The organism is Amycolatopsis sp. NPDC004772, from assembly GCF_053601215.1.
Genome location: NZ_JBSGBK010000010.1, coordinates 14,133 through 27,202 on the forward strand (window position 1 = coordinate 14,133; position 13,070 = coordinate 27,202).

Genomic DNA, 13,070 nt, shown 5'->3' on the forward strand with positions numbered 1-13,070 from the left:
GTTGTCGCGGATGGATAACGGCGCCGGGCCCGGAGTGACCGGATGCCGGGCGACGCCGTGAATTCCTGGTGCGGTGCGGGCAGGGCGTCCGGGAACGCCCTGCCCGCTCGGTCAGCCTTCGAGGAGGTCCTCGATGGTGATCGGGATGTGCCGGACGCGGATGCCGGTGGCGTTGTACACGGCGTTGGCGACCGCCGCCGCCATGCCGACGGTGCCGATTTCGCCGAGGCCGCGCGCGCCCACCGCGTTGTGGAGGGTGTCGGGGTACTCGACGAAGTGGACGCCGACCTCCGGGATGTCGGCGTTGACCGGCAGCAGGTAGCTCGCGAAGTCGCCGTTGGCGAGCCGGCCGTTCGCCTCGATCTCCAGGCCCTCGTGCAGCGCGGCCGAGACACCCCAGATCATGCCGCCCATGATCTGGCTGCGGGCCGCCTTGTCGTTGATGATCCGGCCGGCGTCGAACACCCCGAGCATCCGGGACACCCGCGCCTCGCGCGTCCACTTGTGCACCCGGACCTCGCAGAACTGGGCGCCCCACGAGGCGAACGAGTGCTTGGTCAGCTCCTCGCCCGGCGCCGACGTCCCGGTCACCTCGAGCGTTTCGCGGCCCACCGCCCGCAGCAGGTCGCCGAAGGTCATCGAGTCGCCGTCGGCGAAGACGCGGCCGTCGGCGTAGGTGACCTGGCGGCCGGCGAACGGCGCACCGGGATCGGACGCGAGCGCGGTCAGCTCGTCGATCGCCTTGGTGGCGGCGAGCATGATCGCCGTGCCCGCGCTCGCCGTCGCCGTCGAGCCGCCCGACATGCCGCCCGGCGGGAGGGCCGAGTCGCCGAGGCGCGGGGTGATCCGGTCCGCCGGGATGTCCAGCGATTCGGCGCCCACCAGCGAGAGCACGGTGAGCAGGCCGGTGCCGGGGTCCGCACCGCTCGTCGCGACGACGGCGGTGTCGTCCGCCCGCAGCGTGATGCCGACGGTGGCCGGGAAGCGCAGGGCCGGGAACACCGCGGTGGCGACGCCCATGCCGACGAGCCAGTCGCCGTCGGTGCGGGAGCCCGCCGGGCGGTGTGCCCAGCCGAAGCGGTCCGCGCCGACGCGGAAGCACTCGTCGAGGTGCTTGCTCGACCACTGCAGGTCGTGGCCGGGCGGGGCGGTGGAGTTGTTGCGGACGCGCAGCTCGATCGGGTCCATGCCCAGCTTCACGGCGAGCTCGTCGATCGCGCTCTCCAGCGCGAACGAGCCGGGCGCCTCGCCGGGGGCCCGCATGAACGTCGTCGGCGGGACGTTCAACGGCACGATCTTCTGGCTGATCGAGAGGTTCCGCGTCGCGTACCACTCGCGCGAGGTGCCGTGCGACGTCGGTTCGACGAACGACCGCGCGGTGTCGGTGTGGCACCACGAGTCGTGCCGCAGGGCGACCAGCGTGCCGTCCGGTTCGGCGCCGATCGTGAGCTTCTGGACCGTCGCGGCCCGGCCGGCGGTGGCGGTGAAGACCTGTTCGCGGGTGAGCGCGGCCTTCACCGGCCGGCCGAGGGCGCGGGCCGCCGCCGCGGCCAGGAAGGCCGGCGTGGAGGTGCGTCCCTTGCCGCCGAACGCGCCGCCGACGAACGGGTTGACCGCGTGGACGGCCTCCGGCGCCAGGCCGAGCGCGATGGCCAGCTCGGCCGCCTGCATGTGGGACGCCTGGTTCCCGCTGTAGACGGTCAGCTCGCCGTCGTCCCACACCGCGACCGCGGAGTGCGGTTCCATCGCGGCGTGGTTCTGCGTCGCGGTCGAGTAGGTCGCCTCGACGACCACCGGGCTCGCGGCCAGGGCGGCTTCGAAGGACTCGACGCCGTCTTCGAGCACCTCGATCTCCGGGGGAGCGCCGTCCATGGCCGGCGGCGCGGGTTCGGCCGTGTCGAGGTGCTCGGCGAGCGAGGTCCGGGCGGGCCGCTCGCGGTAGGTGACCGCGACGAGCGCCGCGGCGTCCCTGGCCTGTTCGAACGTCTCCGCGACCACGAAGCCGACGGGCTGGCCGTAGTAGGTGACTTCCTTGTCCTGCAGCGGAACCCAGGTGTCACCGAAGATCGGCAGGCTCGGCGTGTTCAGCGCCAGCGGATCGAACGGCGTGTACACCTCGAGCACGCCGGGCGCGCTCTTCGCCGCGGTGACGTCCATGGCCTCGAGCTCGCCGTGGGCGATCGTGCTGAGCAGGACGTAGCCGTAGACCATGCCGGGGAAGGTGTGGTCGGCGCCGTACTTGGCGCCGCCGGTGACCTTCAGCGGCGCGTCCAGCCGGGTGATCATCGGGAGCTCCCGTCGGTCAGTTCGAGCAGGGCCCGGACGATGGTCCGCTGCAACAGCGGCACTTTGAACGCGTTCTCGGACAACGGCCGCGCGCCGTCGGCGGCCACCGCCGCGGCCGCTTCGAAGGCGGCTTCGGTCGCCGGGCCGCCCCGCAGGGCCGCTTCGACGGACGGCAGCCGCCACGGCACCGTCCCCACCCCGCCGGCCGCGACGCGGGCGTCGGCGACGATCCCGTCCCGGACGTCCAGCGCGACGGCGGCGGAACACAGCGCGAACTCGTAGGACTGCCGGTCGCGCACCTTGACGTAGGTGGAGTTCGCGGCCCAGTCCAGCCGCGGCACGATCACCTCGGTGATCAGTTCGCCGGGGCGGAGGTCGTTCTCCACGGCCGGGGTGTCGCCGGGCAGTTGGTAGAAGTCGCCGAGCGCGACCTCGCGGGTACCGGATTCGCCGGCCAGCCGCAGGCGGGCGTCGAGCGCGACCAGGGCGACGGCGACGTCGCTGGCGTGCGTGGCCGCGCACGAGTCGCTCGTGCCGAGGATCGCGTGCATCCGGTTCGCGCCGGTGAGCGCGGGGCAGCCGCTGCCGGGAACGCGCTTGTTGCACGGCATGGCGACATCGCGGAAGTACGAGCAGCGCGTGCGCTGCAGCAGGTTCCCGCCGATGCTGGCCATGTTCCGCAGCTGCTGGGACGCGCTCAGCAACAGGGCGCGCGAGATCGCCGGGTACACGCCGGGGTGCGCGGCGATGGCGCTCATCCGCTCGAGCGCGCCGAAGCGCAGCCCGTCGTCAGTGTCGATGCCGCGCAGCGGCACTTCGTTGATGTCCAGGACGTGCTGCGGCGTCAGGACGTCCAGCTTCATGAGGTCGACCAGGGTCGTCCCGCCGGCGAGGTAGGTGCCGGGCGTGGTGACCGCCGCCTCGACGGTGGTGGGTGCGGTCAGCTCAAAGGGACGCATCGGCCCGCCTCGCCTGCTCGACGGCCTTGACGATGTTCGGGTAGGCCGCGCACCGGCAGAGGTTGCCGGACATGAACTCCCGCACGTCCTCGACGTCCTGCTCGACGGCGGCGACCGCCGACATGATCTGCCCGGAGGTGCAGAACCCGCACTGCAGGGCGTCCTGGTCGACGAACGCCTGCTGCACCGGGTGCAGTCTGTCCTCCGTGGACAGTCCTTCGACGGTCGTCACCGGCTGCTTGACGGTGGCGGCGAGGGTCAGGCACGACAGCACGGGCCGGCCACCGACGTGCACGGTGCAGGCGCCGCACTGCCCGCGGTCGCAGCCCTTCTTCGGGCCGGTGACGGCGAGGCGCTCGCGCAGCGCGTCCAGGAGCGTGACGCCGGGATCGACGTCCAGGTGTTCGGTGGTGCCGTTGACTTCGAGTGAGATGTCCACTGGTCTCTTTCCGCGGAGCCGGGCGGCTGCCCGACGGTGTGGTGGGGCGGTGAAGGCGGGAGCGGATAGTCATCCGCTTCACTCGGTCGCGAGGCTAGCGGATTACAATCCGCTTGGCAACGAGCCGGGCAGGCTGGAGCAGCTCCAGGATTCGGCTAGATTCAGCGGGACGGCACGACCACCGGGAGGAACGATGACGACCGGATCGGTCAGCCCGCGCCGAGCGGACACGCGGCGCAACCACGAGCGCATCCTCATCGCAGCGGCGGCGTCGCTGGCCGACACGGGCGAGGTCTCGTTCAACGCGATCGCCAAGCAGGCCGAGGTCGGCGTCGGCACGGTCTACCGGCACTTCCCGACTCCGGAGGCGCTGATCCTGGCGGTCTACCGGCGGGAGGTCCGGCACATCGTGGAGGTGGTGCCGGTGCTGCTGGAGAAGCACGCCCCGGAGGAGGCGCTCCGCGTGTGGGTGACCGACCACGTGGCCCACTACATGATGACGAAGAAGGGCCTGGCCGACGCGCTGCGCACGGCAACGGCGGCCCGCGGCGAGCTGCCGGGCGACGCGTACGAGGACATGCTCGGCGCGGTCGCGGCGATGCTCGAAGCCAACGTGGCGGCCGGGACGGTCCGCCCGGGCCTGACCCCGGAGCTGGTCATGAGAGGCATGGGCGGCCTCCTGTGGCTCGACCCGAACGGCGACTGGCGCCGCGACGCGGCCGACCTCGCCGACCTGTTGTGGCACGGGCTGGCCGCACAACGCGGCTAGGCCTCGTTGTCGAGCCGGACGGTGACGGTGACCCGGCCTCTCGGGTCGCGGCGGGCGACCGCGTGCCCGGTGCGCGTGGTGTCGTCGAGGTCGAGGGTGAGCGGAGCACCGTCGCCGGTGAAGTTGCGCCACCACGACTTGGCATCGGGCAACCGCACGCCGATGGTGACGACATCGCCCGCCCGCCGATAGCCGACGGGCGTGCTGAAGGTCCGCCCCGACCGCCGGCCGGTGTAGGTGACCTGCGTGAGGTGCCGCCGGACGAGCGACCCCCAGCGAGGTGATGTCCGGAGCGCGCCAACGCAGGTGTTGACGCGCTCGACTGCGTTCTTCGGCAGCGGACCTCGGTACCCCACGGCGGCCTCCTTCGGGTGGGCTGCTGCCACGGTACCGGAAAACGGAGAAAGGTGTTCCGGTTGTGGGGGCGGCCGGTGGTTCGCTGGGGCGTGCGCTGCCGCGGCGGGGCAGCGAGGGGAAACGCCGGCCGGTGGGGGTGCGCTGCCGCGGTGGTGCGGTGAGGACGAGTGGCGGCCGGTGGGGATGCGCTGTCGCGGTGGTGCGGCGGGCGGGGCGGCGAAGGATGGCGGCCGGTGGGGGTGCGTGGCCGCGGTGGTGCGGCGGGCGGGGCGGCGAAGGATGGCGGCCGGTGGGGGTGCGTGGCCGCGGTGGTGCGGCGGGCGGGGCGGCGGAGAATGGCGGCCGGCGGGGCCGTGGTGGTGCGGCGGGCGGGCGGCGAGGGCTAACGCCGGTCCGGGGCGGGACCTTGCGTTGGTCGGCGGGGTCGCCGCCGCTTGGCCGGGGACTGCCGAGTGGGTGCGAGGCGGAGCGTCCGGGCGCTCCGCCCCGCACCCTTCAGTGGGAGGTGGGGAAGGTGAATGCCGCCTGTGAGTGGGGCCAGCGGGTGGTCACCACCTTGGCGCGGGTGTAGAAGCGGACTCCTGCTGGGCCGTGGATGGGGCTGTCGCCGATGAGGGAGTCCTTCCAGCCGCCGAAGGAGTAGTACGACATCGGGACCGGGATGGGCACGTTGACGCCGATCATGCCGACCTTGACCTCGCGCTGGAACTTGCGGGCCGCTTCGCCGCCGGCGGTGAAGATGGCCGTGCCGTTGCCGTACGGGTTGGCGTTGATCACCGCGATGGCCTCGTCGAGCGTTCGGGTGCGGACGATGGCCAGCACCGGGCCGAAGATCTCCTGCTGGTACGCGTCCATTTCCGGGGTAACGTCGTCCAGCAGGGACGGGCCGACGAAGAAGCCTTCCTCGTGGCCTTCGACCTTCAGGCCGCGGCCGTCGACCACGACCTTCGCGCCTTGCTCGGCGCCGCGGGCGATCGAGTGCTCCACGCGCTCGCGGGCCGCCTCCGTGACGACCGGGCCCATGTCGCTGGCCGGGTCGGTGCCCGGGCCGACCTTCACTTCGCGGGCCTTGCGCTCGAGGATCTCCACCAGCTCGTCGCCGGCCGGGCCGACGGCGACGCCGATGGAGATCGCCATGCAGCGCTGGCCCGCCGAGCCGAAGGCAGCCGCCGTGAGGTGGTCGGCGGCGAATTCGAGGTCCGCGTCGGGCAGGACGACCGCGTGGTTCTTCGCACCGCCGAGTGCCTGGACGCGTTTGCCTGCCGCCGTTCCGCGTTCATGGACGTACTGGGCGATCGGGGTGGAGCCGACGAACGACACCGCCGCGATGTCCGGGTGGTCGAGGATCGCGTCGACCGCCGTCTTGTCGCCGTGCACCACGTTGAAGACGCCGTCGGGCAGACCGGCTTCCGCATACAGCCGCGCGACGAAGTTCGAGGCCGACGGGTCGCGCTCGCTCGGCTTGAGGACGAACGTGTTGCCGGTGGCGATGGCGATCGGGTGCATCCACAGCGGCACCATGATCGGGAAGTTGAACGGCGTGATCCCGGCGACCACGCCCAGCGGCTGGCGGAAGTCGTGCACGTCGACGTCACGGGACACCTGGTCGGAGAAGCTGCCCTTGAGGGCGTCGGCGATGCCGCAGGCGTACTCGACGACCTCGCGGCCGCGGACGATCTCGCCGCGGGCGTCCTCGATCACCTTGCCGTGCTCGGCGGAGATGATCCGGGCCAGCTCGTCTTCGTGCTGCACGAGCAGCTCGCGGAAGGCGAACATCACCTTGGTGCGCTGGGACAGCGACGCATTGCCCCACGACTCGAAAGCCTTGGCCGCGGCCGTGACCGCGGTGTCCACATCGGACGCTTCGGCGAGGAGGACCGACGCCTGCTGCCGCCCGGTGGCCGGGTCGTAGACCGGCGCCGTGCGGGTGGAGCTCGCCGGGGTGGCCGTGCCGTTGATCCAGTGCTCGATGGTGTTCACGGGATTCCTTCGGTTCGTGCGGGAATGCGGGTTCACAGCAGGCCCACCGCCGTGTCGACGGCCTTGGCGACGTCACCGTCGTGGGGGTAGAGCAGCGAGCGGCCGACCACCAGGCCCTGCACCGTCGGCTGGGTCAGGGCCCGCTGCCAGGCGGCGAAGGCCGCGTCCGGATCCTTGACTTCGCCGCCAAGCAGGACGGCCGGCAGGGTCGAAGACGCCAGCACGCGCTCCATGTCGTCCACCACCGGCAGCTTGAGCCAGGTGTAGGCCGACGAGCGGCCGAGGCCGGCGGCGATCGTGATCGACTTGATCACGGCGTCGGGGGAGAGGTCGTTCTGCACGCGCCCGTCGACCCACCTCGACAGGAACGGCTCGACCAGCGCGATCAGCTTCCGGTCGGCCAGCTCGTTGATCGCCTTCGCGGTGTTCTCCAGGACGCTCGGGGTGGCCGGGTCGTCGAGGCAGATCCGGGTCAGGGCTTTGCCGCCGTCGAAGCGCATCCGCTCGATCGTTTCCGCGTCGTAGCAGGCGAAGCGGTCGTCGATCTCGAAACTCGACCCGGCCAGCCCGGTGCGGTTCATCGACCCGAGCACGGTCTTGCCGTCGAGCACGCCGAGCAGCAGCAGGTCGTCGATGACGTCCGCGGTGGCCAGGACGCCGGTGACCCCTGGCCGCTCCAGCGCCAGGCACAGCCGCTCCAGCAGTTCGCCGCGGTCGGCCATCGCCGAGGGGTTGCCGCCGACGGCGTTCGCGCCGCGGGCGGGGTGGTCCGCGGCGATGATCATCGTGCGGCCCTTGTCGTTGAAGGGCGATTCGGCCCGGACGCGGTTCGCGGCCGCCTCGGCGATCGCTCCCGGATCGTGCACGCGTCGGGCGACGATGCGGCGCAGCACGTCGGTCACGGTTCGCTCCCAGCCGGTCTGACGGGGCACGGCCTTCGTGCTCCTGGAGGCGACGATTCCAGGGGGCCGAGACTTTGTCAAGACATATGGACAACAGGTCATCCCAACAGGTGGCCCTGAGGCGGTACGCTCCGCGGATGAGCAAGCTGGACGCCGCCTTCCCGGCCTGGGACGCGGGGCGCGAGATCGTCCTGGACCCGGGCAGCCCGGAACCGCTGTACTTCCAGGTGTCCCGGCAGCTGCACGCCGCGATCGAGGACGGCAGGCTGCCGGCGGGCGCGCGGCTGGGCAACGAAGTCGACCTCGCCGCGAGCCTGCGCCTGTCGCGGCCGACGATCCGCCAGGCGATCCAGACGCTGGTCAACCAGGGCCTGCTCGTGCGGCGGCGCGGGGTCGGCACGCAGGTCGTCCGCACGAAGGTCGCCCGGCCGCTGCGGCTGAGCAGCCTGTTCGACGACCTCGCCGGGCTGGGCGGCAAGCCGGAGTCGGCGGTGCTGGTCAACGAGGTCGAAGAGGCCGGCCCCGACGTCGCCGAGCTGCTGGAGGCCCCCGGGCTGACGCGCGTCCGGCGGCTGAAGCGGCTGCGGTCGACCGACGGCGAGCCGCTCGCCCTGATGAACAACTACCTGCCCGACGGCGTCATCGACCCGGGCGACGACGAATTGCGCGAGCGCGGCCTCTACCAGCTCCTGCGGTCGGCGGGGGTGCGGCTGCACGCGGCCGAGCAGAACATCGGCGCCCGGCTCGCCACCGAGGAGGACGCGGAACTGCTCGGGGAGGAGCCGGGGGCCGCGTTGCTCACGATGCAGCGCACGACCTACGACGACTCGGGTCGGGTGGTCGAGTACGGATGGCACGTGTACCGGGCGTCCCGGTACACGTTCAACCTTTCGCTGACCAACGGGCCGCAGTAGAAGAACGGCGGCGCCGCACCAGCTTCCGGACCGCGTGCTCGATCGAGCGTTCCGCGGCCATTTCTCGGGCTGTCGCTCGGGGAAGTCCCAGTGGGTGCCACCGCGGTCGGCCTGCCACCGCAGCTTCGGTTCCGACGGCCGGTCGGCCGGGTCCAGGTCCGCGCCCCAGCCCGGGATCCGCGCGCGCAGGCGATCGCTCGATTCGGCGATCGGCGGCCGCTCCGACGCCCGCATGCGTGGGAGTAGCGTAGATGCCGCCGACGGCCGTGGCGTTCGGGTTGACGTTGTGGCAGTTGGAGTACAACCCCCGCGCGCAGAACCAGCAGGTGCCGCAGAAGACGTTGAACGGCACCATGACCCGGTCGCCGCGCTCGAGGTTCCGCACCCCGGAGCCGACTTCCTCGACCACGCCGATGAACTCGTGGCCGAAGGTCGTGCCGACGCGGGTGTCCGGCATCATCCCGTGGTAGAGGTGCAGGTCCGAGCCGCAGATCGCGGGGACGTCCTTCTCTTCGACACGGATCTTGTACGGCCCGCGGTACACCATCGCACGCACAGCGACTCCCCTCCGGCAGGGCGTCGGCATACCCGGGGCCGGTGCGCCTAACCTTCGGCGAACGGCGTCCGGCGCAGCGCCAGCACCACCGTGTCGTCCGCATGCAGGACGACGTCGTGCATCCGGGTCACCAGCTCGCGCGGCAGGTCCGCCACCGGGTGGGCGCACAGCCGCCCGGCCAGGGCCAGCAGCCGGGCCTGGCCCTCGTCGATGTCCTTGCGGCTCTCCACCAGGCCGTCGGTGTACAGCAGGACCGTGTCGCCCGGGTCGAGGACCACGTCGACCAGCTCCCGGCTGCCCGGGTCGGGGAAACCGACTCCGCGGCCCGGCGCCGGCGGGGGCAGCAGGCGTGCGGCGCCGGCCGCGGTGACGAGCACCGGTTCCGGGTGGCTGCCGCTCGCGAAGCGGGTGTGGCCGGTGGCCGGGTCGAGGCGGGCCAGGAGGACCGTGGCCATCAGGGCCGGCTCGATCGCCGCCAGGGTGTGGGAGGCGTGGGCGATCAGGTCGCGGAACGGGTGGCCCTCCAGGGCCAGCGTGCGGATCGCGTGCGTCACGGTCAGGGCGTGGCGGGTCGAGGTGACGCCGTGGCCGACCGCGTCGACCAGGGTCACGTGCACCTCGCCGCCGGGGAGGACGAACCAGTCGTACAGGTCGCCGCCGGTGGGGGAGTCCTGGTCGGTCGGCGAATAGTGGACGGCCAGCTCCAGGCCCGGCACCACCGGCGGCCGCGGGCGCAGCGCGTCCTCCAGCTCGCGGAAGATCGCCGCGTGCGCACGGCGGAGCTGCTCGTCCCGCTGCTCCAGTTCGACGTACATCGCCAGCACGCCGCTGTTGGTCTCCGCGAGCTCGTGCTTGAGGTCCCGTTGCTCGTTGGCGAGCGTGTCGGTGCGGGCCACCAGCGCCAGCATCTCTTCGCGGGTGGCCCGGTCGTCGTCGGGGGCGGCCGGGGCCGCGGGCCTGCCGCCGGCGAGGTGCCAGGTCAGCGTCGGGTCGTCGCCGCGCTCGGGCAGCAGGGGCAGGGCGTCGCGGCTGCCCTGGCTGACGGGGTGCTCGAGCCGCACCGTGACCGCCAGGCGCCGGTCCGAGGCCGCCGTGGCCACATTCACCGTTTCGCCCGCCGTGAGCGCCGGTTCGGCGAGCAGCGTGACGGCGAGGACCAGCCGCCCGCGTTCGTCGGCGGGCACGCCCGCTTCGGTGCACGCTTTGCGGAGGCGCCGCCGGATCCGGGCCAGATCGGGGCGCATCAGGCGGACCGGTCCGCACTCAGGGCGAGCATCGCCGCGTCGTCGCGGGCGTTGCGGTGCCGGTGGGCGAGGTCCGCGGCGAGCAGCAGCAGGTCCGGGGCCCGGCCCGGGACGCGCCAGCCGGTGCCGACGCCGTCGGTGTGCAGGACCACGACGTCGTCGTCGGCCAGCGTCAGGTGCCGGACCGGCGCCGACGGCAGCGTGAACCCGACGATGCCGGGCGTGCTGAGCAGCAGCCGGGACGGGCCGTCGCCGAGGCTCGCGCCGCTGACGTTGCCGACGCCGCAGAACTCGAGCCGCCGCGGCGCGATCCGCACCAGCGCGACCGCCGCGCCGCGGGTGGTGCGCAGCGCGCGGTGCATGTTCGTGAGCTGGTGCGGCAGCGGGCGGTCCGGGTTCTCGGTGAACACGCGCAGCGCGGTGTCCGCGGCTTCGGCGGCGTCCGGTCCGTGGCCGAGCCCGTCGGCGACGACGGCCGTCCGGCTGCCCGTGACGTCGGCCAGCGCGACGGCGTCCCCGCAGTACTCCTCGCCGTCGCGGGGCAGGCGGAAGTGCCCGATCGCGCGACGGCCCGGCGGCGCGGCGGGGTCGAGCAGGCGGGCGGCGGCCAGCGTGCCGGCCGTGGGCGAGGACGTGATCCGGAACTCGGCCGCCATCCGCTTCACCGCGCCGAGGCCGGTGCCGAGGGTGGCCGTCGTCGTGTTGCCGTCGAGCAGCCAGTGGTCGAGGTCGGCCATGCCGGGACCGTCGTCGGCGGCCAGCACGTCGACGCCGCGGCCGGTGAGCGCCCGCTGCACGAACACCGCACCGCCGCCGGTGTGCTTGTCGATGTTGCCCGCGAGCTCGGCCGCCACCACCGCGGCCCGGTCGGCGCGGACGCCGGTGAGCCCGGCCTCGTGCGCGACTTCGCGGGCGACGCGGGCGGCGGCGTACCCCGCGCTGGGGTGGTCGACGCGGATCTGGCGCGTCAGCCCGGCGACGGTCGCGGTCATGGCTTCCAGCGCACGACCGTGACGGTCGTGCCGCGGCCGGGCGCGGTGTCGAGGTCGAACTCGTCGACCAGCCGCCGCGTGCCGCCGAGGCCGTGCCCGAGCCCCGCGCCGGTGCTGAACCCGTCGGTCATCGCCTGGGCGACGTCGGCGATCCCGGGCCCTTCGTCGCGCACCCGCAGCCGGAGCCCGAGGCGCCCGGCCGGGTCCCGCACGGTCTCGACGGTCATCGTGCCGCCCCCGCCGTGGATGTAGGCGTTGCGGACCAGCTCGCTGGCCGCGGTCACGATCTTCGTCTGGTCGACGATGGTGAACCCGGCGGCGACCGCGGCCGCCCGCACGGCGTGCCGGGCCGCGAGGAGGTCCTCCTCCACCCGGACCGGGTGCTCACCGGAAGCGGCGGTCCGTTCGTCAGGAAGCATGGGGCGCTTCTTCGGCGGGACGGCGCCAGCCCAGCAGCTCCATCGCCTGTTCCGCGTTGAGGGCGGTCCGGACGCCGGTGAGCTGCAGCCCCAGCTCGGTCAGGGTCAGCGCGACGGCCGGGCGCATCCCCGCCACGATCATCCGCGTCCCGAGCAGCCGCCCGGTGCCGGCCAGCTCCATGAGCACGCGCGCGACGAACGAGTCGATGATCTCCAGCCGGGAGATGTCGATGATCACCCCACGGATGCCCTCGTTCGCGATCCGCGTGGTCAGCTCGTCGGTGAAGGCGAGGGCCGTCTTGTCGTCCAGGTCGCTCAGCAACCCGCTGAGCAGGATGTCCCCCAGCCGCAGGATCGGCAGCCCGGCGTTCACCCGGTCACCGCGCCCGGGCGGGCGCTGTCGCCGAGCAGCTGCATCGCGGTCGCCAGCGCGTCGGCCAGCGAGCCGCGCGTGACGATGTGCGAGAGGTCGATGCCCAGCTGGGTGATGGTCTGCGCGATCGACGGCCGGATCCCGCTGATCACGCACTCCGCGCCCATCAGCCGGACGGCGCTGACCGTCTGCAGCAGGTGGTGGGCGACCGCGGTGTCGACGGTCGGGACGCCGGTGATGTCGATGATCGCCACCCGCGCCTCGTTCGCCTGGATCGCCTCCAGGAGGCTGTTCATCACGACCTGCGTGCGAGCGCTGTCGAGGGTGCCGATCAGCGGCACCGCGAGGACGTGGCGCCACAGCCGCACCACGGGCGTGGACAGCTCGAGCATCTGGTCGTGCTGCTCGCGGATGATCCGCTCCCGGCCGGCGGAGTAGACCTCGAACGTCAGCACGCCCGCGCTGTCGAGCAGCTCGTTGACCAGCAGCGCGGCCCGGTAGCGCAGCGCGGAATCGTCGGTGTGCCGCTCGATCGCGCTCAGCATCGTGCGCTTGAGCGCGAGGATCGCCATGGCGGTGGCCGACGGCTGGGCGCCCGCGCGGGCCCGGCGCTCCGACAGCGACGTCAGCGCGTCCCGGACGGCGGGGTCCTGGTCGACGATCCGGGACACCGGAAGCGTGCTGCTGAGCGCGTTGCGGAGGGCTTCCAGCAGCTCGACGGCTTCGCGGCGCAGGTCCTGCCCGTTCCGGTCGCCGTCGTGCGGCTCCTGCCCGGCCCAGTCGCGGGCCAGCGAGGACCGGTCTTCCTCCAGCATCCGCGCCAGGACCGAGCGGACCTGGCTGTCGTCCGTGCCCAGCACCGACGCCCTCCTCCGTGTTC

The 13,070-nt window shown here is 72.9% G+C and carries 14 protein-coding genes; 2 read left to right on the forward strand and 12 right to left on the reverse strand.

All coding sequences use genetic code 11. From position 1 onward, the window contains the following. Positions 1 to 111 precede the first annotated feature (111 nt). From ACWEF6_RS08905 to ACWEF6_RS08915, 3 genes are read right to left on the reverse strand one after another with little or no spacing between them, the layout of a single operon-like run. Positions 112 to 2,286 carry a xanthine dehydrogenase family protein molybdopterin-binding subunit gene (locus ACWEF6_RS08905; protein ID WP_449682367.1) on the reverse strand — a complete coding sequence of 725 codons (2,175 nt, stop codon included), beginning with the start codon at positions 2,284 to 2,286 and terminating at the stop codon, positions 112 to 114. After that, a complete protein-coding gene (locus tag ACWEF6_RS08910; protein ID WP_449682368.1) occupies positions 2,283 to 3,245 on the reverse strand; it encodes an FAD binding domain-containing protein in 963 nt (320 codons plus the stop codon). The genes ACWEF6_RS08905 and ACWEF6_RS08910 overlap by 4 nt, the downstream gene beginning before the upstream one ends. After that, positions 3,232 to 3,684, reverse strand: coding sequence for a (2Fe-2S)-binding protein (locus ACWEF6_RS08915; RefSeq protein ID WP_310977333.1), 453 nt, complete (start codon positions 3,682 to 3,684; stop codon positions 3,232 to 3,234). The genes ACWEF6_RS08910 and ACWEF6_RS08915 overlap by 14 nt, the downstream gene beginning before the upstream one ends. Before the next feature lie 193 nt (positions 3,685 to 3,877). Between ACWEF6_RS08915 and ACWEF6_RS08920 the strand changes: the two genes are divergently transcribed. Beyond that, positions 3,878 to 4,453 carry a TetR/AcrR family transcriptional regulator gene (locus tag ACWEF6_RS08920; RefSeq protein ID WP_449682369.1) on the forward strand — a complete coding sequence of 192 codons (576 nt, stop codon included), beginning with the start codon at positions 3,878 to 3,880 and terminating at the stop codon, positions 4,451 to 4,453. Here ACWEF6_RS08920 and ACWEF6_RS08925 read toward each other — a convergent pair. From ACWEF6_RS08925 to ACWEF6_RS08935, 3 genes are all read right to left on the reverse strand, one after another. Continuing rightward, positions 4,450 to 4,809, reverse strand: coding sequence for a hypothetical protein (locus ACWEF6_RS08925; protein WP_449682370.1), 360 nt, complete (start codon positions 4,807 to 4,809; stop codon positions 4,450 to 4,452). The two genes, ACWEF6_RS08920 and ACWEF6_RS08925, sit on opposite strands and share 4 nt — an antisense overlap. 496 nt (positions 4,810 to 5,305) lie before the next feature. Beyond that, a complete protein-coding gene (locus ACWEF6_RS08930; protein WP_449682371.1) occupies positions 5,306 to 6,790 on the reverse strand; it encodes a CoA-acylating methylmalonate-semialdehyde dehydrogenase in 1,485 nt (494 codons plus the stop codon). A gap of 32 nt (positions 6,791 to 6,822) precedes the next feature. Next, positions 6,823 to 7,692, reverse strand: a complete 870-nt coding sequence (locus ACWEF6_RS08935; protein WP_449682372.1) for a Cgl0159 family (beta/alpha)8-fold protein — start codon at positions 7,690 to 7,692, stop codon at positions 6,823 to 6,825. Between the two features lie 137 nt (positions 7,693 to 7,829). On the opposite strand from ACWEF6_RS08935, the gene ACWEF6_RS08940 reads away from it, so the two are divergent. Continuing rightward, positions 7,830 to 8,606, forward strand: coding sequence for a GntR family transcriptional regulator (locus ACWEF6_RS08940; protein WP_449682373.1), 777 nt, complete (start codon positions 7,830 to 7,832; stop codon positions 8,604 to 8,606). On the opposite strand, the gene ACWEF6_RS08945 is transcribed toward ACWEF6_RS08940, so the two are convergent. The 6 genes from ACWEF6_RS08945 to ACWEF6_RS08970 are packed head-to-tail and all read right to left on the reverse strand — an operon-like array spanning position 8,575 to position 13,050. After that, a complete protein-coding gene (locus ACWEF6_RS08945; RefSeq protein WP_449682374.1) occupies positions 8,575 to 9,192 on the reverse strand; it encodes an alcohol dehydrogenase catalytic domain-containing protein in 618 nt (205 codons plus the stop codon). The genes ACWEF6_RS08940 and ACWEF6_RS08945 overlap by 32 nt on opposite strands. Positions 9,193 to 9,209: 17 nt before the next feature. After that, on the reverse strand, positions 9,210 to 10,406 hold the full coding sequence (locus ACWEF6_RS08950) for a PP2C family protein-serine/threonine phosphatase (protein WP_449682375.1): 1,197 nt from the start codon (positions 10,404 to 10,406) through the stop codon (positions 9,210 to 9,212). Beyond that, positions 10,406 to 11,398 carry an ATP-binding protein gene (locus tag ACWEF6_RS08955; protein WP_310977326.1) on the reverse strand — a complete coding sequence of 331 codons (993 nt, stop codon included), beginning with the start codon at positions 11,396 to 11,398 and terminating at the stop codon, positions 10,406 to 10,408. Before ACWEF6_RS08955 ends, ACWEF6_RS08950 begins: the two co-directional genes overlap by 1 nt. Next, complete coding sequence (locus ACWEF6_RS08960; RefSeq protein WP_449682376.1) at positions 11,395 to 11,817, reverse strand: ATP-binding protein; 423 nt, start codon at positions 11,815 to 11,817, stop codon at positions 11,395 to 11,397. Before ACWEF6_RS08960 ends, ACWEF6_RS08955 begins: the two co-directional genes overlap by 4 nt. Next, positions 11,807 to 12,190, reverse strand: coding sequence for an STAS domain-containing protein (locus ACWEF6_RS08965; protein ID WP_310977324.1), 384 nt, complete (start codon positions 12,188 to 12,190; stop codon positions 11,807 to 11,809). The genes ACWEF6_RS08960 and ACWEF6_RS08965 overlap by 11 nt, the downstream gene beginning before the upstream one ends. After that, complete coding sequence (locus ACWEF6_RS08970) at positions 12,187 to 13,050, reverse strand: STAS domain-containing protein (protein WP_449682377.1); 864 nt, start codon at positions 13,048 to 13,050, stop codon at positions 12,187 to 12,189. Before ACWEF6_RS08970 ends, ACWEF6_RS08965 begins: the two co-directional genes overlap by 4 nt. Between the last annotated feature and the right edge of the window lie 20 nt (positions 13,051 to 13,070).

Excerpts from the sequence above, each read along its gene's own strand:
- ACWEF6_RS08905 (WP_449682367.1), bottom strand. The coding sequence starts at position 2,286 with ATGATCACCCGGCTGGACGCGCCGCTGAAGGTCACCGGCGGCGCCAAG.
- ACWEF6_RS08910 (WP_449682368.1), bottom strand. The coding sequence starts at position 3,245 with ATGCGTCCCTTTGAGCTGACCGCACCCACCACCGTCGAGGCGGCGGTC.
- ACWEF6_RS08920 (WP_449682369.1), top strand. The coding sequence starts at position 3,878 with ATGACGACCGGATCGGTCAGCCCGCGCCGAGCGGACACGCGGCGCAAC.
- ACWEF6_RS08940 (WP_449682373.1), top strand. The coding sequence starts at position 7,830 with ATGAGCAAGCTGGACGCCGCCTTCCCGGCCTGGGACGCGGGGCGCGAG.
- ACWEF6_RS08945 (WP_449682374.1), bottom strand. The coding sequence starts at position 9,192 with ATGCCGACGCCCTGCCGGAGGGGAGTCGCTGTGCGTGCGATGGTGTAC.
- ACWEF6_RS08950 (WP_449682375.1), bottom strand. The coding sequence starts at position 10,406 with ATGCGCCCCGATCTGGCCCGGATCCGGCGGCGCCTCCGCAAAGCGTGC.
- ACWEF6_RS08955 (WP_310977326.1), bottom strand. The coding sequence starts at position 11,398 with ATGACCGCGACCGTCGCCGGGCTGACGCGCCAGATCCGCGTCGACCAC.
- ACWEF6_RS08960 (WP_449682376.1), bottom strand. The coding sequence starts at position 11,817 with ATGCTTCCTGACGAACGGACCGCCGCTTCCGGTGAGCACCCGGTCCGG.